Source organism: Amycolatopsis sp. NBC_00348 (assembly GCF_036114655.1).
In the GTDB taxonomy this organism is placed as follows: domain Bacteria; phylum Actinomycetota; class Actinomycetes; order Mycobacteriales; family Pseudonocardiaceae; genus Amycolatopsis.
On record NZ_CP107994.1, the window covers coordinates 7254666 to 7278328 of the forward strand.

Sequence of the window (23663 nt, forward strand, 5' to 3'; positions counted from 1 at the left end):
TCAGCCCGCCTTCCGGGTCCGCGGGTCGAGCGCGAGGTAGGCGACGTCCGCGAGGAGGTTCGCCACCAGCACCGACAGCGTGATGATCAGGAAGATGCCCTGCATCAGCGGGTAGTCCTGCGAGCCGACCGCTTGGAACAGCTCGAAGCCGACTCCGGGGTAGGAGAAGACGATCTCCACGAGCAGCGTGCCGCCGACGATGAACCCGAGCGCCAGCGCGAACCCGGAGACGCTCGGCAGCAGCGCGTTGCGCGCCGCGTAACCGACCGCGACCCGGCGTTCGGACAGGCCCTTGGCGTGCGCGACGGTGACGTAGTCCTCCGACGCGACGGTCACCATCATGTTGCGCATGCCCAGGATCCAGCTGCCCATCGAGCTGATCAGGATGGTGATCGCGGGCAGCAGGCTGTGCTGGATCGCGCTGCCGATGAAGTCGGGGTCCCAGCCGGGGATCAGGCCCGGGTCGTACCCGCCGGACGACGGGAAGAAGCTCCCCGGCCCGGCCAGCAGCGTCAGGGCGATCAGGCCGAGCCAGAAGTACGGCACCGACGAGAGGAACGTCGTCACCGGGAGCAGGCCGTCGACCCACGAACCGCGCTTCCAGCCGGCGACCACACCGAGGCCGGTGCCGATCAGGAAGCCGATGATCGTCGTGATGCCGACCAGGATGATCGTCCACGGCAGACTGTCGCCGAGCACCTCGGTGACCGGCGTCGGGAAGAACGTGAACGACAGCCCGAGGTCGCCGCGGAAGAGCTGGGCCCAGTAGTGGAAGTACTGGGTCACCATGCTTTCGTTCTTGTCCAGTCCGAAGAGGACGTACAGGGACTGGATCGCGTCGGCGCTGAGCGTGCCCTGGTTCTTCGTGATCAGCGACTGCACCGGGTCACCCGGGATCAGCCGCGGGATGAAGAAGTTGATGGTGACGGCGGCCCACGCCGTGAAGAGGTAGAAGGCCAGCCGTTGCAGCAGGTACCTCATCGGGCGGCCCCGTCGTACAGCCAGCACGCGGCCCAGTGGCCGGGCGCGTCGTCGACCTCGAACCGCGGCGGCAGGTCGGTCTTGCAGCGTTCCATCGCGACCGGGCAGCGCGGGTGGAACCGGCAGCCGGACGGCGGGTCGATCAGGCTCGGCGGCTCGCCGGCCCCGCGCTCGACGGGCACCTCACCGGGTGCGAGGTCGCTGTCCCCGGCGGCGACCTGGAGCCGGTCGGGGTCGGGCGCGGATTCGATGAGCAGGCGCGTGTACGGGTGCGCCGGGCGCTGCGTGATCGTCTCGCTGTCGCCGCCTTCGACCATCCGGCCGGCGTACATCACCATCGTCTCGTCGGCGAAGTAGCGCGCCGACGCGATGTCGTGGGTGATGTAGAGGATCGCGAGGTGCAGGCGTTCCTTGAGGTCCCGCAACAGGTTCAGCACACCGAGCCGGATGGAGACGTCCAACATGGACACCGGCTCGTCGGCCAGCAGGGCCTCCGGGTCGGCGCCGAGGGCCCGTGCGATCGCGACGCGCTGGCGCTGCCCGCCGGACAGCTCGTGCGGGAACTTGTCGATGTAGCGCTCGGGCGGCGTCATCTGGACGCGCAGGAGCAGGTCGTGCAGCGCCTGCTCCAGGTCGTCGCCGGCCCGGCCGTGGATCTTCAGCGCCCGCGTCAGGTGGTACCGGACGGTGTGCACCGGGTTCAGCGACGCGAACGGGTCCTGGAAGATCATCTGCACCCGGCGGCAGTAGGCCCGGAAGGCCTTGCCGTGCCGCACGTTCACGGTCTCGCCGTGCAGCCGGATGTCGCCGCCGGTGCGCGGGTAGAGCCCCGCGAGCAGCCGCGCGACGGTCGACTTGCCCGAGCCGGACTCGCCGACCAGAGCGGTGACCCGCCCCCGCCGCAACGTCAGGGAGACGTCGTCGACGGCCTGGACGGCGCGGCGCGGGCCGGTGAGCCCGGCGCGTCCCTTGCGCCGCACCGGGAAGTGCTTGGTCAGGCCCTCCGCCTCGAGGACCACCGCACCGGGGGTTTCCCCCTCCGATCCGGCCTCGGCCGGATCGGAGGGGGCCGGGGCGGCCGCGGCGTCGCCGTGGCCGTCCCCGTGTTCGGTCTTCACACCTGAGTCCGCCATCGATCAGGCCGCGGGCTTCAGGTGCAGGATGATGTCCAGCGCGTTGCGCAGGGTGGGCTGCGCGGGGGCGTACGGGTTCGCCTCCTCGGGCCAGCCCGTCCAGTTCTTCGTGCTGTACTCGCCACCGGAGTTCGCGGCCGACGTCGGGATCATCGGCTGCTGGTCGATCATGATCTTCTGCAGCGTCGCCATGGCGGCGGTGCGGGAGGCGTCGTCCTCGGCGTTGGCGTAGGTCTCGAGCGCCTTGGTCGCCTCGTCGTTCTTGAAGCGGCCGTAGTTGCCGTTGATGTTGCCCTGGCCGGTCGGCTTGTAGCGGTTGCCGTCCATGACGTCGCGGTACATGTCGTACGGCGTCGCACCGTCGTTGGTCCAGTGCATCAGGCCCTCGAAGTCACCGGTGTCGACCGACTTCGTCCACGCGTCCTGGTTCATCTTGTCGACCGTCGCGGTGATGCCGATCTGCGACAGGTTGTCCTTGATGATCTCCAGGTCGGTGATGTAGTCCGACCAGCCGGACGGGACCGTGAGCTTGAGGGTGACCGGCTTGCCGGACGGGTCCTGCAGCTTGTCGCCGTTGAACGTGAAGCCGGCGCCGGTGAGCTGCGCCTTGGCCGCCGCGACGTCGACCTTGACGGTCTGGCCCTGGTACTGCGGCGCGATGAACGGGTCGCCCGCCGGCGTCGGGATGCCGGTGACCTGGTCGTTCTTCGGGTAGAAGTAACCCGCCTCGCCCTGGTTGAAGATGTCGTCGCGGTTGATCACCTTGCTGATCGCCTGGCGCAGCGGCGCGCTGTTCCAGGGGGCCTTCTCGGTGTTGAACCACAGGCCGTGGACGGCCAGCTGCGCGGGGAACCAGAGCTTGTAGTGCTCGGGGTCCTTGTTCGTGTAGACGGCCTTGTAGTTCGGGATGAAGACGAAGCTCCACTCGGCCGCACCGCTGGCCAGCGCCGAGACCTGCGCGTTGTTGTCCGTGTAGGACGTGTAGCGGATCTCCTTGACCTTCGGCGCTTCCTGCCAGTAGCCCTCGCGCTGGCTGACGATCACCGTCTGCGGGGTGAACGACTTGAGCGTGTACGGGCCGGTGCCGACCGGGTTCTTGATCGTGTCGAGCGCCGGGTCCTTGATGCCCTGCCAGATGTGCTTCGGCACCACGATCGTCTGCAGGATCTTGACCTGGTTGACGAACTGGGAGCTGTCGAAGCTCAGCGTGACCTGGTTGCCGGCCGCGGTGATGTCCTTGTACGGGACGGCGTCGATGTTCAGCGCCTTGTTGTCCCGCAGCAGGCCGAACGTGTAGGCCACGTCGTCACCGGTCATCGGCTGGCCGTCGGAGAACTTCACGTTGTCCCGGACGGTCAGGACCAGCTTCTTGTAGTTGTCCGACCAATCCCACTTCGTCGCCAGCCACGGCTTGCCGGGCTCCTGCGGCTTGACGCGGTTGAGCATCACGAGGGGTTCGAAGATCGTCCACCGGTAACCGAGGTTGGCCGCGGCCGACGTCTCGAGGAACGGGTTGTTGTTCTCCGACTGCGGGCCGTTCGGCATCCCCACGTTGAGCACGGCGTTGGGGTTGCCCTGACCTGCGCTCGAGCTACCTCCCCCGCACGCGGTCAAGCCCCCCAGGGCCATTAGTGCCACTAGCGCTGCGACGATGGAGCGCTTGACTCGCATCGGTTCCTCCTGGTCATCGACGACTACTCCGTGTCGACTGGTAGCGAGCCCCGACCGCCGGCGACCGAACGACGCCACGAGTCAACCCGGGTGACTCGGGTCACGTCAATAACACGGCGGTAACGTTTTGTACCTAAGTTTAAGTACTGAAAGAACTCGCAGGCTTGGGCCGACCGGCGGTTTACCCCTTGCGACGCAAGGGGTTTCAGCCGGTCCGGCCGCCCGCGGCGAGCAGCTGCGCGACCGGCAGGGTGGCCGCGCCGAGCGCGACGGCCTCCGGCCCGAGCCGGCCGAGGACGACTTCGGTGCGCCCGGCGAGGTAGTCGAGCGCGTGCCGGCCGACCGCGTCACGCACGGCGGGCAGGATCGCCGGACCCATGATCGCCCCTGCGGAGCCGGAAAGCACCACCCGGTCGGGGCTGAGCAGGTTGATGAGGTTCGCGATGCCGATCCCGAGGTACTCGCCGGTCTCGGCCAGCACCTCCGCCGCCGGCCCGGCGACCTGCGCTTCGGCCACGATATGAGCCAGTTCGGCGTCGCTTTCGTCCCCGATGACGGGATCTTTCCCCACCCGATCGGCGTAGTGCCGGACGACCGCCTCGGTACCGACGTAGGCCTCCAGGCAGCCGTGCGACCCGCACCGGCAGGCCGCACCGCCCGCCTTGACGACCGTGTGCCCCCACTCGCTGGTCGTGATGCCCGGGTGGGACGGCCCGGCCGTGGCGACCGCGGCCCCGACCCCCACGCCGAGCAGCGCGACGATGGCGCGCCCGGCGCCGCGGCCGGCCCCCAGCCAGCTCTCGGCCTGGCCCAGCGTGCGGGCGCGGTTGTCGAGGTGCAACGGCGCGACGACGTGCGGGCGGATGAGGTCGGCGAAGGCCACGCCGCGCCAGCCGAGGGTGGGCGCGTGGACGATCCCGCCGTCGCGGACCGCCCCGGGCACGCCGATGCCGACGCCGAACACCGCGGCGGCGTCCCCACCCTCGAGCACCTCGGCGATGCCGGCGCGCACCAGCGCGGCGACCTCACCCGGGTCGAGCCGCGTGCCGACGAGGGGGTGGCGCACGGTGCCCAGCGTCCCGAGCGCGCAGTCGAACAGGCCGACCTCGACGTGCGTCTCGCCGACGTCGACGCCGACGACGTGGCCGAAATCCGGCCGCACGGCCAGCAGCGTCCGCGGCCGTCCGCCGTCCGATTCGACCGATCCGGCTTCGGCGACGACGCCGTCCGCGATCAGCTCGGCCACGACGTTCGTAACGGTGGCGGCCGACAGTCCCGATTCAGCTACCAGTTCCAGTCTGCTGACGGGGCCGTGGAGGTAGAGGGTGGAGAGGAGCGCCGCACGGTTGTGCCGCCGGAGGTCTCTGGTCGTCTGCCGCACCACCTGGGTCACGGTGGGGATTGTGCCAGACACATGCGGTGCAACCATCAGTTCGGGACTTAGTTCACCAGTTAATACATGGCCACAACTTAGGGTGATCAGGCATCCTGTCAGTAGCCGGTAAGAGTTCAGATGGGTTGCCCATGGCGAGCAAGCGCACCACCGTCCGCGATCTGCGGCGGCACAATCGTTCCCTGCTGCTGTCGAAACTCTACTTCGACGGCCCGCTGTCGCGGCACGAGCTCAGCCAGCTGACCGGACTGAGTGCCGCCACGGTCAGCAACGTCACCGCCGAGCTGGGCGAGGAACGGCTCATCACCGAAGCGGGCCAGGTGGAATCGGACGGCGGCCGCCCGCGCGTGCTGCTGCGCGTCGACCCGGCGTACGGCCACGTCGTCGGCGTCGACATCGGCGAGACCGGCGTCAAGATCGAGTTGTTCGACCTGGCGATGAACCGCCTCGCGACGGTCGACCACCCGCTCCCGGCGGCGCCGGACCCGGCGACCGCGGTCGAGCAGGTGACGTCCGGGCTGCGCGAGGTGTTCGCCAGCGCGGGCATCGGGGACTCCGCCGTGCTCGGCGTCGGCATCGGCGTCCCGGGCACGGTCGAGCAGGGCGAGCGGGTGCTGGTGCACGCGCCGACGGTCGGCTGGGACGCCGTCCCGCTCACGGACCTGCTGCGCGACGCCGGGGTGACGCTGCCGCTGTTCGTCGACAACGGCGCGAAGACCCAGGGCCAGGCGGAGATGTGGTTCGGCGCGGGCCGCGGCGCGAAGCACGCGGTGATAGCGCTGATCGGCTCGGGCGTAGGCGCGGCGGTGGTAGCGGACGGCTCGACGTACCGCGGCTCGACGAGCAGCGCGGGCGAGTGGGGCCACACGACGATCGCGTACGGCGGCGCACAATGCCGCTGCGGCGCACACGGCTGCCTGGAGGCGTACATCGGCGCGGAGGGCGTGCTGACGCGGTACCGGAAGGCGCGCGGCAAGGACATCCCGGGAGCGGACGAGCAGGCCCAGTTCTCGGCCCTGCTGGAGGCGGCCCCGAAGTCGAAAACGGCGGCGAGAGTCCTGGACGACACGGCGGGCTACCTGGGCGCGGGCATCGCGAACTTGATCAACTTGTTCAACCCGGAGCGCATCGTGATCGGCGGCTGGGCGGGCTTGGCCCTGGGCGAGCAGCTCCTGCCGCGCATTCGTGAGGCCGCCGGGGAACACGCGCTACGGCACCCGTTCAGCCAGACGTCGATCCAGCTGGGGTCTCTCGGTCTGGACGCGGTAGCGACGGGCGCGGCGACGCTGCCGGTGGCGGACCTGCTGGAGCAGGGAGCGACATCCCGGCTAGCCAAGCCAGGAGCATCAAACTCCGACGCGGCCTGAGGCCCGCTGGGCTGGGCTGGCCCGGATGGGCTGGCCCGGATGGGCTGGCTCGGCCAGGCTGGCTCGGCCAGGCTGGGGTCGACGCGGCCTGAGGCTGGGCTGGGCCGCGGCTGGCCGACTCTGCCAGGCCGGGAGGCCGGCTCGGCCTGAGGCCGGCTCTGCCGGGCCGGGAGGCCGGCCGGGCCGGGCCGCTGCTGGCAACTGGCCGCCGACTCCGCCAGCCAGGTTCTCGCGGCAGCTTCGCGCAGCGTCTTCCCGAGCAGCGCCCGCCTTCCGAGCAACGCCCGCCCGCCCGAGCAGCGGCCGCCGGCTCCACAGCCAGGTTCTCGCGGCGGCTTCGCGCAGCGCCCACCCGAACAGCGCCCACCCTCCCAGGGGGTCCATCCCCGCACCAGCGTATCGGCGCCGACCGACAAAAGGCTGCAGAAGACCAGGTCAGGCGCCCACTTGTCCACAACCCGGCGGGGCTGTGGATGCCCCCTGATCGGGCCGTCGCCACAGCTGAAATTCCGAACACCAAGCCCAAACTGCGTCCACCACCGCACAGCCCTCGCGGCTCCAGAGCGGCGCCCACCCGAGCAGCGCCCACCCGTCCGAACCGCGTCCACCACTGCACTGGCAGCGCCCACCAGAGCAGCGCCCACCCGAACAGCGCCCACCCTCCCCAGGGGGTCCATCCCCGCTCCAGCGTATCGACCCCACCCGACAACCCCAGGGCAAAAGCCCCACCAGAAGCACCCCCCATCCACAACCCGACAACCCTGTGGACAACCGCCATGCCCCGCTGAGCGGGAACCGGACCTTCCGCAGCTCAACAGCACCTCGAGCCGCCCACACCCGTCAGCAACCCACCCTTAATTCGGGTTGAAAAAAAATGACGGTCCGACTGTTGCCCGACTTGTCTGGACCATGCATACTTTGTTGCCAGGCACAACAAAGCCCTGTAGAACCCTTCGTCGCCCGCGATCCACCCGCCCCGGACCGCGGACGGCACCGCGATGCCCGGTCACGCCTGCCGCCGCCCCGGCATGCACGGCCACCCTCCCCTCCCCGCGTTCCGTGCTGCGCGCGGAACGCCGGTCCCCACGGTGAGAGAGGCGACAAAGATGTCCACCTCGAAATTCCGCAAGTTGCGAAGAGCAGCGGCGCTACTGGCCGTCGGCTCGCTGCTCGTCCTCGGGCAGCAGGCACTGACCGCACCCGCCGCCGAAGCCGCGGCCACCTTCACCGACGACTTCAACGGCCCCGCCGGGTCCGCCGTCGACGGCTCCAAGTGGCAGCTCGAAACCGGCGACAACGTCAACAACCACGAACGCCAGTACTACACCTCCGGCACGAACAACGCCCAGCTCGACGGCCAGGGCCACCTCGTGATCACGGCCAAGAAGGAAAACCCCGGCAACTACAACTGCTGGTACGGCCGCTGCGAGTACACCTCCGCGCGGATGAACACCTCCGGCAAGTTCAGCCAGGCCTACGGCCACTTCGAGACGCGCATGAAGCTGCCGCGCGGGCAGGGCATGTGGCCGGCGTTCTGGATGCTCGGCGGCGGCAACTGGCCGACCGACGGCGAGATCGACGTCATGGAGAACGTCGGCTTCGAGCCGAACACCGTGCACGGCACCATCCACGGCCCGGGTTACTCCGGCTCCGGCGGCATCGGCGCGGCCTACAACGGCCCCAACTTCTCCGACGACTTCCACACCTACGCCGTCGACTGGGCGCCCAACCAGATCAAGTGGTACGTCGACGGCAACCTCTACCAGACGCGCACGCCGTCCGACCTGAACGGCAACCGCTGGGTCTACGACCACAACTTCTTCATCATCCTCAACCTCGCCGTCGGCGGGTACTGGCCCGGCGACCCCAACAGCAGCACGACGTTCCCGCAGCAGCTGGTCGTCGACTACGTCCACGTCACCAACGACACCGGCGGCGGCACCACCCCGCCGTCCGGGCGCACCGGGCGGATCACCGGCATCGGCGGCAAGTGCGTCGACGTCGCGGGCGCCAGCACCGCCAACCTCACGCCGATCCAGATCACCGACTGCAACGGCAACGCCGCGCAGAACTGGACCATCGGCACCGACGGCACGATCCGCGCCCTCGGCAAGTGCATGGACGTCAACGCCGCCGGCACTGCCGACGGGACAGCGGTCCAGCTCTACGACTGCAACGGCACCGCCGCCCAGAAGTGGGCGATCAGCGGGGCCAAGGACATCGTGAACCCCAACGCGAACAAGTGCCTCGACGCCACCGGCAATTCGAGTGCGAACGGTACCCGCCTGCAGATCTGGACCTGCGGCGGCGGCGCGAACCAGAAGTGGACCACTCCCTGACCCGGTCCCCCTCGTGAGTGCGTAACAGTGTTCTAACACTGTTACGCACTCACGAGCCCTTACCCCACAGGAGAATCCAAGTGCGGCGATTTCTCGTCGCGCTAATGGGGTGTGCCCTGTTAGCGCTTTCTTTCCTGACGTCCACCTCCGCGCAAGCGGCGGTCGAGGCGGGTCCGTCCGCGAGCCAGCTGCTCGCGAAAACGACGTCCTGCCAGCAGATCTCGAACGGCAAGTACTCCTTCGACGAAGGCGGCGCGGCGACCGTGCCCGTCTGCCAGGCCAACGGTGCGGTGTTCTTCAAGGCCGACATGGACATCGACTGCGACGGCGTCCGTACCACGCAGTGCAACGAGCAGACCGACTGCTGCTTCTACCCGGACACCGCGTTCCACACCTCGACCGACCAGCCGCTCAACGCGGCCCAGCTGCCCTACATCGTGCTGCCGCAGCCGACGTCCACATGGGACTACCGCAACTACGGCATCGACGGCGGTTCGGTCGTGGCGGTGATCTACAACAACCAGGTCACCTACGCCGTGGTCGGCGACACCGGGCCGACGAGCATCATCGGTGAGGCCTCCTACGCCACCGCCGTCAACCTCGGCATCAACCCCGACCCGAGCAACGGCGGCACCGAAGGTCCGGTGACGTACATCGTGTTCCCGAACACGCACGTCAACCCGATCGAGAACCACAACAACGCCACCAGTCTCGGCGAGCAGGTCGCGACGCAGTTCGCCGGCGGCACCACCACCCCGCCGCCCGCCGGCGGCGGGCAGATCACCGGCGTCGGCGGCAAGTGCGTCGACGTCAACGCGGCGAGCACCGCCAACGGCGCCGCCGTCCAGCTCTACGACTGCAACGGCACCACTGCTCAACAGTGGACGGTCGGTTCCGACGGCACGATCCGCGCGCTCGGCAAGTGCCTCGACGTCACCAGCGCGGGCACGGCCAACGGCACCACCGTCCAGCTGTGGGACTGCAACGGCAGCAACGCCCAGAAGTGGTCGGCGAACGGCTCGCAGAACCTCGTCAACGCGGGCTCCGGCAAGTGTCTCGACGCCACCGGCAACAGCTCGGCCAACGGCACCCGGCTCCAGATCTGGACCTGCGGGTCCGGCGCGAACCAGAAGTGGACGCTCCCATGAGAAAACGCTCTCTCCTTTCCCTGCTGGGCGTGACCGCGCTCGCCGCGGCCGCCTTCGCCGTGCCCGCGCAGGCCGCGGGCGAAGCCGTGAACGTCTGGCTCACCACGACCGACGACGCCAAGGGCGTCAACGTCACCCGTGGCCTGCAGCAGCAGACGCCGATCAGCTTCACCGCGGGCACCGGCACCGGCGGCCAGACCATCAACGTCAACGAAAACACCACCTACCAGCAGTTCGAGGGCGCCGGCGCGTCGTTCACCGACTCCGCCGCGTGGCTGCTCAACTCGAGCAACCTGCTCAGCGCCAGCACGCGCAACTCGGTGATGCAGAAGCTGTTCGACCCCAACGCGGGCATCGGCATCAGCTTCCTGCGCAACCCGATCGGCGCGTCGGACATCGCGCGCAACAGCTACACGTTCGACGACGTGCCCGCCGGGCAGACCGACCCGAACCTGGCGAAGTTCTCCATCGCGCACGACCAGGCGGACGTGCTGCCGCTGACCAAGCAGGCGCTGCAGCTCAACCCGCAGATCAAGGTCATGGCCTCGCCGTGGAGCGCGCCGCCGTGGATGAAGGACAACGACAGCTACCTGCTCGGCTGGGTCGAGTCGCAGTTCTACCCGGCGTACGCGCAGTACTTCGTCAAGTACGTCCAGGCCTACCAGGCCGCCGGCGTGCCGATCAACTACCTGACCGTACAGAACGAACCGACGTGCTGCGCGAGCTACCCGTCGACCAACTGGAACGGCGCGGGCCTGGCGTACTTCACCAAGACCAACCTGCTGCCCGCGCTGCACAGCGCCGGACTGTCCACAAAGGTCCTCGCGCTGGACTGGAACTGGGACCAGTACCAGTCCTTCGCGGCGCCCACAATGGACGACGCCGCCATCCGCAACGACCCGAACTTCGGCGGCATGGCGTGGCACGGTTACGGCGGCAACGTCTCGCAGCAGACGACCGTGCACAACCAGTACCCGAGCGTCAACGCGTACTCGACCGAGCACTCCGGCGGCACCTGGGTGTCGAACCAGCAGGCCGAGGACATGACGAACATCGTCGACTACACGCGCAACTGGAGCCGCACGGTCACCAAGTGGAGCCTGGCGATGGACCAGGCGCACAACCCGCACAACGGCGGCTGTGACACGTGCACCGGCCTGGTGACCGTCCACAATGGCGACGGCCGCAACGGCCAGGTCGACTACACCGTCGAGTACTACACGATGGGTCACCTGACGAAGTTCGTGAAGCCCGGCGCGGTCCGGATCGACTCGAACGACAACTCGACCGTCCGCAACGTCGCCTGGAAGAACCCGGACGGCTCGAAGGCACTGATCGCGTACAACACCAGCACCGGCAATCAGAGCGTCCGGGTGAACTGGGGCAACTCGTCGTTCACCTACAACCTGCCCGGCCACACGTCGGCGACGTTCACCTGGGCCGGCAACCAGGGCACCGGCGGCGGTGGCGGCACCGGCAAGACCGGGCCGATCACCGGCCTCGGCGGCAAGTGCCTGGACGTCGCGAGCGGCAGCAGCGCGAACGGCGCGGCCGTGCAGCTCTACGACTGCAACGGCTCGGCCGCGCAGCAGTGGACGGTCGGCACCGACGGCACGCTCCGCGCGCTGGGCAAGTGCCTCGACGTGACCGGACAGTCCACAGCGGACGGTGCCCAGCTGCAGTTGTGGGACTGCGGCGGGACGGCCAATCAGAGATGGGCGGCGACGGCGGCCAAGGACCTCGTCGGGGCGGCGTCGAACAAGTGCGTCGACGTGACCGGCAACTCGAGCGCGAACGGCACCCGGCTGCAGATCTGGACCTGCACCGGCGCCGCCAACCAGAAGTGGAACGTGCCCGCATGAAGAAACTGGCAGCATTCGGCGCGCTGGTAGCCGCGGCGTCGGCACTGGTGCTCGCACCAGGAGTCGCGCAGGCGGCGACCGGCCCGATCACCGGAATCGCCGGCAAGTGCGTCGACGTCAACGCCGCGAGCACCGCCAACGGTACGGCGATCCAGCTCTACGACTGCAACGGCAGCGGCGCTCAACAGTGGACAGTCGGCAGCGACGGATCCCTGCAGGCGCTGGGCAAGTGCCTCGACGTGACCAGCGCGGGCACGGCGAACGGCGCGTTGATCCAGCTCTGGGACTGCAACGGCTCCAACGCCCAGAAGTGGACGGCCAACGCGGCGAAGAACCTCGTCAACACCGGGTCGGGCAAGTGCCTCGACGCCACCGGCAACAGCTCGGCGAACGGCACGCGGCTGCAGATCTGGACGTGTGCGAGCAGCGCCAACCAGCAGTGGACGCTCCCGAGCGGCGGCACGACCCCGCCGCCGTCCGGGCCGGGCGTGATGGCCGTCGCGCCGTACCTCTACAACGGCTGGGGCAACCCGCCGAGCCCGGCGACGATCCAGAACGCCACCGGCGTCAAGTGGTTCACGCTGGCGTTCGTGCTGTCCAACGGCTACTGCAACCCGCAGTGGGACGGCGGCCGCGCGCTGACCGGCGGCGTCGACCAGAACACCATCAACACGGTGCGCGCGGGCGGCGGCGACGTCATCCCGTCGTTCGGCGGCTACTCCGGCAACAAGCTGGAGTCGTCGTGCGGCAGCGCGGGTGAGCTGGCGGCGGCGTACCAGAAGGTGATCAGCGCCTACGGCCTCAAGGCGATCGACATCGACATCGAGGCCGACGCCTACAGCAACCCGACGGTGCAGCAGCGCACGGTCGACGCGCTGAAGACGATCCGGGCGAACAACGCGGGCATCAAGCTGTACGTCACGTTCGGCACCGGGCAGTCGGGGCCGGACAACAGCCTGGTGAACCGCGCGGCCCAGTCCGGGCTCACGGTCGACGGCTGGGTCATCATGCCGTTCGACTTCGGCGGCGCCGGCCAGAACATGGGCACGCTCACGCAGCGCGCGGCGGAAGGCCTCAAGAACGTCGTCAAGTCGGCTTACGGCTACGACGACGACACGGCCTACCGGCACATGGGCATCTCGTCGATGAACGGCATCACGGACAACAGCGAGACGGTCACCCTGGCCGACTTCACCACCATCCTGGCCTACGCGAACACGCACCACCTGGCCCGGCTGACGTTCTGGTCCGCGAACCGCGACCGCCCCTGCCCGGGCGCCTACCCGAACGACGACACGTGTTCGGGCGTTTCCCAGCAGGCGTGGGACTTCACGAGGATCTTCGCCCGCTACGCCGGCTGACGCACCACCTCTGAAGTCCGTGAATGCCACATCGAGGGACACAGTGTCCGTCAATGTGGCATTCACGGACTTCGGCGTTCAGGGGTGCCGCGTGCCGTTTCGGAACTGCCGGGGGTGACCCTGGGGGTGGTCACGCCCCGGCAGCCGGGTTTCGCGGGCCGCTGGGGGTATCCGGCGGCGAAACCGCGCTGAGGTTATCCAGTCCGGGGCCCGGAAACGCCGCGCTCGGCCCGTCCGGACCGCAAGCGTGCCCGAAGACGCACTACTCGACGGCGATCGCCGCCCGGGCGGCGGCCGCGCGGTCGGCGTACGCCTCGACCAGCTGCTCCTCCGCGTCCTCCAGGTACTTCATCAGCAGCTGCTCCGCGCCCGGGCCGTCGCCCGCCTCGACGCGGTCCAGGATCTCGTGGTTGCGCGGCAGGTAGCGCTCGTGGAAGCGGCGCGGCTCGGCCATGATGTGGAACACCAGCCGCAGCTCGGCCGTGAGCCGGCCGACCAGCTCGTTGACGCGCTCGCTGCCCGACAGCGCGGCCAGCTCCTGGTGGAACCAGACGTTCGCGGTGCCGAGGTCCTTCCAGTTCCCGTTGCGGGCGGCCTCGTCGCCGATGTCGACCTTCTCCTTGATCCGCGGGAACGACGCCGGCTTCGCCGTCACGCCCCGGACCGCGGCGCACTCGATGATCTTGCGCACGCGGTAGATGTCGACGACGTCCTCGATGCTCGGGATCCGCACGAACACCCCGCGGTTGAGCTCGTGGGCGAGCAGCCGCTCGTGCGTGAGCAGCCGGAACGCCTCCCGCAGCGTGTTGCGCGAGACACCGAGCGCGTTGCCGATGTCCTGCTCCGACAGCCGCCCGCCGGGCAGGAAGAAGCCCTCCGCGATGCGCTTGCGGAGGACGCCCGCCACCCGCTCGGCGGTGCTCTTGCGGCTGACCAGGCCGCGATCGGCCTCCAGGCCGGGAAGGTCCGGGACCACGCTGTCTTCGATGACCACGGCGACGATGGTACCCGTCACGCAGGGGACGATCGAATTGCACTCTTGTGGAATTGTTGAACAATCCTTACTGTGTGAGGCACGCCACGATGAGACACTGGCCTGGAGGTGCCCGACATGACTGCCACAGCAACCGAGGCCCGGCCGTTCGACTGGTTCCGCACACTGGGGAAACGCGGCCGGCTCGCCTTCGCCGGCGCGTTCGGCGGGTACGGCCTGGACTCGTTCGACTACCAGACCCTGCCCCTCGGGCTCGCCGCGATCACCGCGTACTTCGGCATTTCGAGCGGTGAAGCCGGCCTGCTCGGCACGACGACGCTGGTCGTGTCGGCCGTCGGCGGCATCGGCGCCGGCATGCTGGCCGACCGCATCGGCCGCGTCCGCACGCTCCAGATCACCATCGCGATGTACACGGTGTTCACCGTGCTCTGCGGGTTCGCGCCCAACTTCGAGACGCTGCTGATCTTCCGCGCGCTGCAGGGCCTGGGCTTCGGCGGTGAGTGGGCGGCCGGCGCGGCGCTGGTCGCGGAGTACTCCTCGGCGCGCTACCGCGGCCGGACCGTGGCGTTCGTGCAGAGCGCGTGGGCGGTCGGCTGGGGCCTGTCGGTGATCGTCTACACCGTCGTGTTCAGCCTCGCGAGCCCCGACCTGGCCTGGCGCATCATGTTCTGGACCGGCGTCATCCCGGCGCTGCTCGTGCTCTGGGTCCGCAAGAGCGTCAAGGACGCGCCCCGCGCGGAGGAACGTCTCAAGGGCGAGCGCGTCAAGGGCACGCTGGTCAAGATCTTCCACCGCGACCTCCTGCGCACGACGTTCTTCGCCGCGCTGCTCGCGACCGGCGTCCAGGGCGGCTACTACACGATCTCGACGTGGCTGCCGTCGTACCTCAAGAAGACGCGCGAACTGACCGTCATCGGCACCGGCGGCTACCTCGCGTTCCTGATCACCGGCGCGTTCGTCGGGTACGTCTGCGGCGGCTACCTGACGGACCTGATGGGCCGCAAGAAAACCTTCCTGACCTTCGCGATCCTGTCGGCCGGGCTGATCGTCGCGTACACCCAGATCCCCAAGGGCGCCAACGGTCTCGTGCTGGTGCTCGGCTTCCCGCTCGGCTTCTCGATGTCCGCGATCTTCAGCGGCTTCGGCGCGTACCTCGCCGAGCTGTACCCGACGACGGTGCGCGGCACCGGCCAGGGCTTCACGTACAACTTCGGCCGCGCGGTCGGCGCGATCTTCCCGACCGTCGTCGGCTTCCTCGGCGCGGGTGGCGCGATCGTGTTCGGCGCCATCGGCTACGCCATCGCCGCGCTCGCCCTGCTGGGCTTGCCCGAGACCCGAGGGATCGAACTCGTTGACTGAGGGGGAACTCATGACGACTTTCGACGAACCAGCCACGTTCACGCCGGAGCAAGCCCGCCAGGCGTTCCGACGCGGCACGGCCCGCCCCACGACGGGCTGGGCCGGCGGCTTCACCCAGACGAACCTGATCGCCGTGCCGCAGGACTGGGCCTACGACGTCCTGCTGTTCTGCACCCGCAACCCGCAGGCGTGCCCGCTGCTCGACGTCACCGACCCCGGCGACCCGGGCACCAAGCTGGCCGACGGCGCGGACCTGCGCACCGACCTGCCGCGCTACCGGATCTGGCAGAACGGCGTGCTCGCCGGCGAGGTCTCGGACGCGACAGGGCTGTGGCGCAGCGACATGGTCGCCTTCTCGATCGGCTGCAGCTTCACGTTCGAGACGGCGCTGGCCGCCGAGGGCATCCCGCTGCGGCACGTCGAGCAGGGCCGCAACGTCTCGATGTACCTGACGAACCGGCCGTGCGAGCCCGCCGGGCGGCTCTTCGGCCCGATGGTCGTGTCGATGCGGTACCTCCCCGAGGACCGCGTCGACGACGCCATCCGCATCACCCGCGCGATGCCGGCCGTCCACGGCGCGCCGGTGCACATCGGGGACCCGCGTACCCTGGGCGTCGAAGATCTTTCGCGGCCGGACTTCGGTGATCCGGTGGACGCGGCCGACGGTGACGTCCCGGTGTTCTGGGCCTGCGGGGTCACCCCGCAGGCGGCGCTGATGGCGTCGCGGCCGCCGTACGCGATCACCCACGCGCCGGGGTACATGTTCATCACCGACCGCCACGACAGCGAATACCGGGTGGGCTGAAATGGACCTGAACAGCGACCTCGGCGAGGGTTTCGGCGCCTGGAAGATGGGCGACGACGAAGCCGTCCTCGACATCGTCACGAGCGCGAACGTCGCGTGCGGCTTCCACGCCGGCGACCCGTCGGTGATGCGGCACGTGTGCGAGCTGGCGGCCGATCGCGACGTCGCGATCGGCGCGCACGTCGGCTACCACGACCTGGCCGGGTTCGGCAGGCGCGCGCTCGACATCGCCCCGGAGGACCTGGCCAACGAGGTGCTCTACCAGATCGGCGCGCTCGACGCGTTCGCCCGCGCGGCCGGCAGCCGCGTGACGTACGTGAAGCCGCACGGCGCGTTGTACAACACCGCGGCGGCCGACCCGGAGCAGGCCGCGGCGATCGTCGAGGGCCTGCGGCGGTACGACCCGGCGCTCGCGCTGCTCTGCCTGCCGGACTCGGAAATGCAGCGGGAGGCGGAAAAAGTCGGGGTGGTGGCGTACGCCGAGGCGTTCGCCGACCGGGCCTACACCGCGGAAGGCCGCCTGGTGTCGCGCAAGCAGCCCGGCGCCGTGCTGCACGAACCCGGCGCCGTCGCCGAGCGCGCGGTGGCCATGGCGACCGGCGGCGGGGTCGTCACGGCCGACGGCGCCAAGCTCGACCTGCGCCCGGACTCCCTGTGCGTGCACGGGGACACGCCGGGCGCGGTGGAGCTGGCCCGGCAGATCCGCGACGGCCTGACCGACGCGGGTGTGCCGCTCACCGCGTTCACCGGATGACCGTCCGGCTGCTGCCGTGCGGGCGGCGCGCGGTGCTCGTGGAGGTCGACGACGTACTGGGTTATCAGGCCGCGCTGGCGCAGACGCCGCCTCTTGGTGTCGAAGAGCTGGTTCCGGCCGCGCGGACGCTGCTGGTCCGTTTCGACCCGGCGATGACCTCCGCTGACCGGCTGGGCGCGTTGCTGCGTCAAGTGTCCCCTGTGGACAGTCAGCCTGTCGACGCGCACGAGGTGGTCATCCCGGTGGTGTACGACGGCGAGGACCTGACGGAGGTCGCGGCCGAGACCGGGTTGTCGGTCGCGGAGGTCGTGGCCCGGCACAGCGCGGGGTCGTACGTCTCGGCGTTCTGCGGGTTCGCGCCCGGGTTCGCCTACCTGTCCGGCGCGGACCCGGTGCTGCACGTGGCCCGCCGATCGTCGCCGCGGACGCGCATCCCGGCCGGCTCTGTGGCGATCGCGGGCGAGTACAGCGCGGTGTACCCGAGCGCGTCGCCGGGCGGCTGGCGGCTGCTCGGACGGACCGAGGCGCCGGTGTGGGACGTCGAGCGCGACCCGCCGAACCTGCTGCCGCCGGGAACGCGCGTGCGCTTCCGGGAGGTTTCGTGAAGCTCGAGATCCTCCGGCCCGGGTTCGCCACGACCGTGCAGGACCTCGGCCGCCCCGGCCACGCGGCCCTCGGCGTCAGCCGTTCGGGCGCCGCCGACCGCGGCTCGTTCCGGCTGGCCAACCGGCTCGTCGGCAACCCGTCGGGGGCCGCGGGCCTGGAGGTCACACTCGGCGGCCTGGTGCTGCGCGCGACGGCGTTGACGACGATCGCGGTGACCGGCGCGGACTGCCCGCTGTCGAAGGGCGGCTTGAACGGGCCGATCACACTCCGGCCGGGCGAGGAACTGGCGCTCGGCATGGCGTCGACCGGGCTGCGCTGTTACGTCGCGGTCCGTGGCGGCATCGACGTCCCACCGGTGCTGGGCTCGCGGTCGACGGACACCCTCGGCAAGCTCGGCCCGCCGCCTCTCGCCGCGGGAATGCTGCTGCCGATCGGATCTCCGCCGCCCGGGTTCCCAACAGTCGATCTCGCGCCTCGCGCGCCCCTGCCGGTGTCGCCGGTGCTGCGCGTGACGCCGGGCCCGCGTCGCGACTGGTTCACCGACCCGGCGCGGCTGCTGTCCACTGTGTACACGGTCTCACCGGACTCGGACCGCGTCGGCATCCGCCTGACCGGCCCTCCCCTTTCCCGCACCCGCCACGACGAACTACCGTCGGAGCCGTGCGTGCCGGGATCGCTGCAGGTGCCACCGTCGGGCCAGCCGATCCTGTTCCACGCCGACCACCCCACGACGGGCGGCTACCCGGTGATCGCCGTCGTCGACGAGGAGGACCTGGACGTCGCCGCCCAGCTGCGCCCCGGCCAGACCCTCCGCTTCCGGGCCTCGTGAGTGTTTAGGGCGGTTAGAACCGCCCTAAACACTCACGACAAGCTGCGGCAGACCACCCAGGCCGTGACCGCGAGCCAGATCGCCCAGGCCGCGCCCGGGGCCAGGCCGGTCGCGATGACCCCCAGAGCCATCGCGACCAGCACCGGCCAGGCCCGCCGCCGTCGCCGTGCCAGGCCGGACTCCGCCAGGTAGGCGTCGAAGGCCTCCGCGACCTGGTCGTCGATCTCGTCGCGCAGCCGCGGGCTCAGCTCAGACATGGGCCGGGACCGCCGGCCGCGGCAGGGCCACCGACAGGCACGCGAGGGCCAGCGGCACCTCAAGCCCGGCCATGAGCAGCGAGAACACGACGTCGTCGCCGGCCGTGACGACGTCGAACCAGGCGTCGGTCAGCAGCAGCGTGGCCGTGCCGATCGCGGCGAACGGCATCCGCGGGTCGCCGCGGCCGAGCAGCCAGGCCGTCGCGAGCAGGCCGAGCGCCTCCGCCGCGTCGAAGCCCGTCCACGCCAGGCTCCAGTGCTGCGCCGGATAGACGTCCGGCAGTGTCATCCCCAGTACCGCGATCCACGGCAGCAGGCACAATCCCGCCGCCCAGAAGACCTTCCGCATCGAAACCCCCGAAGTCTCGTACCCCCGGAACCCAAGGTAGCCGAATGCAGAGATTCTTTGCAAACAGTCTCTGTAGTACGCTCCGGGCATGGTCGAACGTCCCGAGCGGCGGGTCCTCACCGGCGCGGATCTCAAGGCCTTCTACAAGGCCCTGGCCAACCCCGTGCGCCGCGACATCCTGTCCTACCTGGGCGAACACGGCGAAGCGAACTCGACGAGCGTCGCGAAAGCCCTCGGCGAGAGCACTGGGACGACCAGCTACCACCTCCGCAAGCTCGCCGACCTGGACCTGATCGCGGAGATCGAGGAGCGCTCCACCGGCCGCGAGCGCTGGTGGAAGGCACTGTCGAAGGACATCTTCACGCCACCCGGCCTGGAGATGACACCGGACGAGCGCGAAGCCGCGCTGAAGCTGGGCGCGCTCAAGATGAGCCACGACATCGGCCTGGTCACGCGGGCGTACGCGGGGTATGACAGTGCCGAGGGCTGGAACCAGATCCACCGCTCCGGCCTGCGCCTCACGAAGGACCAGATCGCGTCGTTCGTCGAGGAGTACCAGAACCTGATCTGGAGGTACGTCACCGCGCCGGGCGAGCACCCCGAGGGGTCCCGCGCGCTGGCCGTCCGGCTGGTCATGGTCCCGGAGACGGACAGCGCCTAGAACCCGGACACCCGCAGCGTGATGTTCAGCCGGCCGGTCAGGCCGAGCGCGGGGTCCGCCGTGCCCGGCAACGTCCGCGGGACGCCGTGGTAGGCGAACCGGGAGGCCCCGCCGAAGACGAACAAGTCGCCCGAGTGCAGTTCGACGTCGGTGTACGGCCTGTTGCGCGACTCCGTGTTGCCGAAGCGGAAGACGCACGTGTCGCCGAGGCTGAGCGACACCACCGGGGCCGCGCTCTGCTCGTCCTTGTCCTGGTGCTGCCCCATCTTCGTCTTCGCGGCGTAGAAGTTGACCAAGGCGGTGTCGGGCTCGTAGTCCTCGGCCGGTTCGCCGTACGCGTCCGCCAGCGCGCGGCGGCCGAGGTCGCCGAGCCAGTCCGGGAACGGCAGCACCGGCCGACCGTCGTCGGTCGTGCGCGAGTAGCCGTACGGGTACCAGTGCCAGCCGAGGCAGACGGTCTTGACCGACATCACGCCGCCGTTGGGGTAGGTCGTGTTGCGGTAGCCGGGCCAGCCGCGGCAGGCGGCGACGAGGTCGCGCTGCGCGTCGAAATCGAGCCAGTCGGGCAGGTGCACCGCACCCGGCGCCAGTTCGGCGCGGGGTCTCGGCAGAAGAGCGTCCACTACTTCGATTGTGCCAGCGACTCCCGCCGCCGACTTCCGGCAACGTGCCGTGGATCACGCACCGAACGTCACCACGGTGACGCCCGCCCGCGCCGGCACCGGGTCGTTCATCTCGGCCAGCGCGGCCGGGACGTCGTCGAGCCTGATCCGGCGGCCGATCAGCGCGGCCAGGTCGATGCCCGACGTCTCGACGACGCGCAGCAGCTCCGGGTACTCGTGGGCCTGCAGGCCGTGGATCCCGACCAGCTCCAGCTCGCCGCCGATGACCCGGTGCATCGGGATCGGCGCGACGCCCTGCGCCGGCGGCATCAGCCCGGCCTGGACGTGCCGCCCGCGCTTGCGGAGGCTGCCCACCGACGCCGCGCAGGTCGACGGCGAGCCGAGGCAGTCGAGCGAGACGTGCGTGCCGCCGCCGGTCAGCTCGCGCACGTGCGCGGCGACGGCTTCGTGGCCGTCGAACGCCGACGCGTCGACCGTCAGCGCCGCTCCCGACTTCGCCGCCAGCTCGAGCGCGGCCGGCGAGACGTCGACCGCGACCACCTTCGCCCCGGCCGCGACGGCGAGCAGCACGGCGGAGATCCCGACGCCGCCGCAGCCGTACACCGACACCCACTGCCCGGCCGTGACCCGGCCCTGCCGCAGCACCCCGCGGAACGCCGTGCCGAACCGGCAGCCCAGCGCCGCCGCCTCGGCCGCGCCGAGCGAGTCCGGCAGCGCCACCAGGTTGACCTCGGCGTGCCCGATCGCGACGCGCTCGGCGAACGACCCCCAGTGCGTCGCGCCCGGCTGGAACTCGCGATCGCAGATCTGCTGGTCGCCACGGGCGCACTGGGCGCACGTGCCGCAGGCGCAGACGAACGGCACGGTGACGCGCGCGCCGAGCGCCCAGCCGCGCACGCCTTCGCCGAGCGCGACGACGCGGCCGGCGAGCTCGTGGCCGGCGACGTGCGGCAGTGTCACCGCGCTGTCATGTCCCTGCCACGTGTGCCAGTCGCTGCGGCACACGCCGGTGGCGTCGACCTCGATGACGGCCCCGCCGGGCGGCGCGACCGGTTCCGGCACGTCCTGGACCAGGGGCGGGACGCCGAACTCCGCCATCACCACAGCTCGCATATCGCGAGCCTAACCGAGCCGCTCAGGTGAGCGGGTTTCCGTTGCCGTCGCTCAGTTGAGCGGCGGCGGCTGCGGGTGGAAGCGGGTCCGCGGCCGCGGTGGCCCGAGCAGTTTGCTGAGTGAACCATCGGGCACGTTGAGAATGTCCTCGAGGTTTCTCAGCGCCTCCAACGATTCCACCCGTTCGGGCCGGCACCGCCCGGACTGCCAGTGGCTGAGGGTGGCCAAGCTGACCGTGGTTCCCCTGCCGCGCAAGCGATAGCGGATCCGGTCGAGGCCGAGGCCGCGATGCCGGATCGCCGTCCGCAGTGCCACGGCGAAGGGCCCAACGGCCAGCAGCCGGTCGAGTTCCGCCTGTTCCCCCCGGTCGATCGTGTGTGTTCGCTGACCGGTCATCACATCGCTCCGAAGCACTCCCGAAACCGAAAATTGGAGCGTAGGCCTGCTTCGGCGAGATCGGAAGACCACTCACCCACCTGCGAACGCCCCGGAAGTCCTGACGTGGTCCGCGATCGCGGCGAAGGGTGCCATGTGGCCGGAGTTGACCGTGACGTAGGAAATCCCCCACCGGTCCCGCCACCGGCGGAGGTTTTCCGTGGCACGGCCCGGATCCGACGGCAGCACGGTGACCGCACCCATCGCCGCCAGCTCGGGGAGGTCCACCCCGGCGAAGCGGACCACCTGCTGGGACGGCTCGTCACCGACGGCGATCAGGTTCAGCCCGAGCTCGATCTCCGGCAGCCGCGGCCCGGCGAGCGTTCGGAATCGATCCACAATGGACTGGGCCTGGTCTTCCGTGGTCGTGGGCGCCCACGAGAAGGTGACGATGTCGGCTTCTTGCGCGGCGAGCGCCAGCATTTTCGGCCCGCTTGCGGCGAGCAGCAGCCGCGGCCGGTCGATCGATCGCTTGAGGAGCGCGATCGTTTCGGCCATCCGTGTGACGCGCTCACCCGGCGAGCCGAACTCCCGCCCGAGCACCGCGGCGTGCGCGTCGGCACCGGGCCGCCCGGCACCCAGCCCGAGCTCGAACCGGCCGCCGGTCTGCTGGTGGAGGGTTTGCGCCTGCCAGTCGAGCACCCGCGCGTCCCGGAAGGGATCGGCGAGCACGAAGGTACCGAGGGTGATCCGCTCGGTGACCGCGGCGGCGGCCCCGAGCAGCACGAACGGGTCACCCCCGGAGACGGGATCGGTGGCGAGCAGGGTGTCGAAGCCGAGTGCCTCGGCCCGCCGCGCCTGAGCAGTCCAGGCACCGAGGTCAGGGGCATAGCCGGCGACGATGCCGAAGCGGAACGGAGTGGTCATGCGGCCATGATCGGCGGCACGGCGGTGTCACCACATCCGCTCCAGGACGTCACCCGGACGTACGTCGGCTAGCGCAGCGTGACTGACAGGGCCTGCGCGATCTCCTTGCCGATCGCGTGGGTGGCCACCTCCGGGGGTGACCCCACCTTGACCACCATCGGTCCCCCGAACGGCTGGCGTTCCACCACCTCGATGCGTTCGCCCAGGTTGATCGCGTGTTCGGTCAGGTAGCGCAGCAGCTCCGGGTCGGTGTCCCAGACCCGGACGATCTCGCCGACCGCGCCCGGCTCCAGGTCGTCCAGGATGCGGACCGACAGTTCCTCGACGCTGCCGTCCGCGGCCGGGATCGGGTCGCCGTGGGGGTCGCGGACCGGGTTGCCGAGCTTGGCCGCGATGCGCTCGACCAGCCGGTCGGACACCGCGTGCTCCAGCGCGTCGGCCTCCGCGTGGACCTCGTCCCAGGTGTAGCCGAGCTCGGAGACCAGGTACGTCTCGATCAGCCGGTGCCGGCGCAGCACCGACCGCGCGAGCAGCCGGCCGTCGGCCGTGAGCTCGATGCCGCGGTAGGGCACGTGGGTGACCAGGCCGAGCTGGGACAGCTTCGTGACCATCCCCGACGCCGAGGACGGGCTGACCTCCAGCCGGCCGGCGAGCGAGGTGTTGGTGACGGGCTCACCGCGCTCGACCAGGCCGTAGATCACCCGGACGTAGTCCTCGACCGACGAGGATCTCCGGACCGAACCATCTCCCATGCCG

The 23663-nt window shown here is 70.1% G+C and carries 23 protein-coding genes; 11 read left to right on the top strand and 12 right to left on the bottom strand.

The window, feature by feature from the left end; all coding sequences use genetic code 11:
• The 4 genes from OHS58_RS31715 to OHS58_RS31730 all read right to left on the bottom strand — a co-directional run bounded on the left by OHS58_RS31715 (position 1) and on the right by OHS58_RS31730 (position 5178).
• Positions 1 to 981, bottom strand: a complete 981-nt coding sequence (locus OHS58_RS31715) for an ABC transporter permease (protein ID WP_247058240.1) — start codon at positions 979 to 981, stop codon at positions 1 to 3.
• A complete protein-coding gene (locus tag OHS58_RS31720; protein WP_326951677.1) occupies positions 978 to 2000 on the bottom strand; it encodes an ABC transporter ATP-binding protein in 1023 nt (340 codons plus the stop codon). Before OHS58_RS31720 ends, OHS58_RS31715 begins: the two co-directional genes overlap by 4 nt.
• A gap of 117 nt (positions 2001 to 2117) precedes the next feature.
• Positions 2118 to 3674: an ABC transporter substrate-binding protein gene (locus OHS58_RS31725; protein ID WP_328644949.1), complete on the bottom strand. Its 1557-nt coding sequence runs from the start codon at positions 3672 to 3674 to the stop codon at positions 2118 to 2120.
• 316 nt (positions 3675 to 3990) lie between these two features.
• Positions 3991 to 5178 carry an ROK family transcriptional regulator gene (locus OHS58_RS31730; RefSeq protein WP_326944606.1) on the bottom strand — a complete coding sequence of 396 codons (1188 nt, stop codon included), beginning with the start codon at positions 5176 to 5178 and terminating at the stop codon, positions 3991 to 3993.
• 131 nt (positions 5179 to 5309) lie between these two features.
• On the opposite strand from OHS58_RS31730, the gene OHS58_RS31735 reads away from it, so the two are divergent.
• From OHS58_RS31735 to OHS58_RS31755, 5 genes are all read left to right on the top strand, one after another.
• Positions 5310 to 6545 carry an ROK family transcriptional regulator gene (locus OHS58_RS31735; protein ID WP_326944607.1) on the top strand — a complete coding sequence of 412 codons (1236 nt, stop codon included), beginning with the start codon at positions 5310 to 5312 and terminating at the stop codon, positions 6543 to 6545.
• A 1106-nt stretch (positions 6546 to 7651) separates the two neighbouring features.
• Positions 7652 to 8884, top strand: a complete 1233-nt coding sequence (locus tag OHS58_RS31740; RefSeq protein ID WP_328644950.1) for a family 16 glycosylhydrolase — start codon at positions 7652 to 7654, stop codon at positions 8882 to 8884.
• A 104-nt stretch (positions 8885 to 8988) separates the two neighbouring features.
• On the top strand, positions 8989 to 10032 hold the full coding sequence (locus OHS58_RS31745) for a ricin-type beta-trefoil lectin domain protein (RefSeq protein ID WP_328644951.1): 1044 nt from the start codon (positions 8989 to 8991) through the stop codon (positions 10030 to 10032).
• Positions 10029 to 11894: a ricin-type beta-trefoil lectin domain protein gene (locus tag OHS58_RS31750; protein WP_328644952.1), complete on the top strand. Its 1866-nt coding sequence runs from the start codon at positions 10029 to 10031 to the stop codon at positions 11892 to 11894. Before OHS58_RS31745 ends, OHS58_RS31750 begins: the two co-directional genes overlap by 4 nt.
• A complete protein-coding gene (locus tag OHS58_RS31755; RefSeq protein ID WP_328644953.1) occupies positions 11891 to 13255 on the top strand; it encodes a ricin-type beta-trefoil lectin domain protein in 1365 nt (454 codons plus the stop codon). The genes OHS58_RS31750 and OHS58_RS31755 overlap by 4 nt, the downstream gene beginning before the upstream one ends.
• A 262-nt stretch (positions 13256 to 13517) precedes the next feature.
• On the opposite strand, the gene OHS58_RS31760 is transcribed toward OHS58_RS31755, so the two are convergent.
• Positions 13518 to 14249 carry a GntR family transcriptional regulator gene (locus OHS58_RS31760; protein ID WP_247063703.1) on the bottom strand — a complete coding sequence of 244 codons (732 nt, stop codon included), beginning with the start codon at positions 14247 to 14249 and terminating at the stop codon, positions 13518 to 13520.
• A 117-nt stretch (positions 14250 to 14366) separates the two neighbouring features.
• On the opposite strand from OHS58_RS31760, the gene OHS58_RS31765 reads away from it, so the two are divergent.
• The 5 genes from OHS58_RS31765 to OHS58_RS31785 are packed head-to-tail and all read left to right on the top strand — an operon-like array spanning position 14367 to position 18602.
• Positions 14367 to 15608, top strand: coding sequence for an MFS transporter (locus OHS58_RS31765; protein WP_247058259.1), 1242 nt, complete (start codon positions 14367 to 14369; stop codon positions 15606 to 15608).
• A 10-nt stretch (positions 15609 to 15618) separates the two neighbouring features.
• Positions 15619 to 16413 (top strand): putative hydro-lyase, encoded by a 795-nt coding sequence (locus tag OHS58_RS31770; RefSeq protein ID WP_328644954.1) that lies wholly within the window; start codon positions 15619 to 15621, stop codon positions 16411 to 16413.
• Between the two features lies 1 nt (position 16414).
• Positions 16415 to 17167 (top strand): LamB/YcsF family protein, encoded by a 753-nt coding sequence (locus OHS58_RS31775; RefSeq protein ID WP_328644955.1) that lies wholly within the window; start codon positions 16415 to 16417, stop codon positions 17165 to 17167.
• On the top strand, positions 17164 to 17772 hold the full coding sequence (locus tag OHS58_RS31780; RefSeq protein ID WP_328644956.1) for a 5-oxoprolinase subunit B family protein: 609 nt from the start codon (positions 17164 to 17166) through the stop codon (positions 17770 to 17772). Before OHS58_RS31775 ends, OHS58_RS31780 begins: the two co-directional genes overlap by 4 nt.
• On the top strand, positions 17769 to 18602 hold the full coding sequence (locus tag OHS58_RS31785; protein ID WP_328644957.1) for a biotin-dependent carboxyltransferase family protein: 834 nt from the start codon (positions 17769 to 17771) through the stop codon (positions 18600 to 18602). The genes OHS58_RS31780 and OHS58_RS31785 overlap by 4 nt, the downstream gene beginning before the upstream one ends.
• A 32-nt stretch (positions 18603 to 18634) precedes the next feature.
• Here OHS58_RS31785 and OHS58_RS31790 read toward each other — a convergent pair whose 3' ends face one another.
• Both OHS58_RS31790 and OHS58_RS31795 read right to left on the bottom strand, forming a co-directional pair.
• Entirely contained in the window at positions 18635 to 18859 is a 225-nt protein-coding gene (locus OHS58_RS31790; protein ID WP_328644958.1) for a hypothetical protein, read from the bottom strand.
• Positions 18852 to 19208, bottom strand: a complete 357-nt coding sequence (locus tag OHS58_RS31795) for a hypothetical protein (RefSeq protein WP_326944619.1) — start codon at positions 19206 to 19208, stop codon at positions 18852 to 18854. The genes OHS58_RS31790 and OHS58_RS31795 overlap by 8 nt, the downstream gene beginning before the upstream one ends.
• Before the next feature lie 88 nt (positions 19209 to 19296).
• On the opposite strand from OHS58_RS31795, the gene OHS58_RS31800 reads away from it, so the two are divergent.
• The gene (locus OHS58_RS31800; RefSeq protein WP_328644959.1) at positions 19297 to 19869 is read left to right on the top strand and encodes an ArsR/SmtB family transcription factor; all 573 of its coding nucleotides are present in this window, start codon (positions 19297 to 19299) and stop codon (positions 19867 to 19869) included.
• On the opposite strand, the gene OHS58_RS31805 is transcribed toward OHS58_RS31800, so the two are convergent.
• From OHS58_RS31805 to OHS58_RS31825, 5 genes are all read right to left on the bottom strand, one after another.
• Positions 19866 to 20492, bottom strand: coding sequence for an alpha-ketoglutarate-dependent dioxygenase AlkB family protein (locus OHS58_RS31805; protein ID WP_247058276.1), 627 nt, complete (start codon positions 20490 to 20492; stop codon positions 19866 to 19868). The genes OHS58_RS31800 and OHS58_RS31805 overlap by 4 nt on opposite strands.
• A 54-nt stretch (positions 20493 to 20546) precedes the next feature.
• A complete protein-coding gene (locus OHS58_RS31810; protein WP_328644960.1) occupies positions 20547 to 21605 on the bottom strand; it encodes a zinc-binding dehydrogenase in 1059 nt (352 codons plus the stop codon).
• Positions 21606 to 21656: 51 nt separating this feature from the next.
• Positions 21657 to 22001 (bottom strand): transcriptional regulator, encoded by a 345-nt coding sequence (locus OHS58_RS31815; RefSeq protein ID WP_326944623.1) that lies wholly within the window; start codon positions 21999 to 22001, stop codon positions 21657 to 21659.
• A gap of 72 nt (positions 22002 to 22073) precedes the next feature.
• Positions 22074 to 22907 (bottom strand): LLM class flavin-dependent oxidoreductase, encoded by an 834-nt coding sequence (locus tag OHS58_RS31820; protein ID WP_326944624.1) that lies wholly within the window; start codon positions 22905 to 22907, stop codon positions 22074 to 22076.
• Between the two features lie 68 nt (positions 22908 to 22975).
• The gene (locus tag OHS58_RS31825) at positions 22976 to 23659 is read right to left on the bottom strand and encodes a metal-dependent transcriptional regulator (RefSeq protein ID WP_247058286.1); all 684 of its coding nucleotides are present in this window, start codon (positions 23657 to 23659) and stop codon (positions 22976 to 22978) included.
• Between the last annotated feature and the right edge of the window lie 4 nt (positions 23660 to 23663).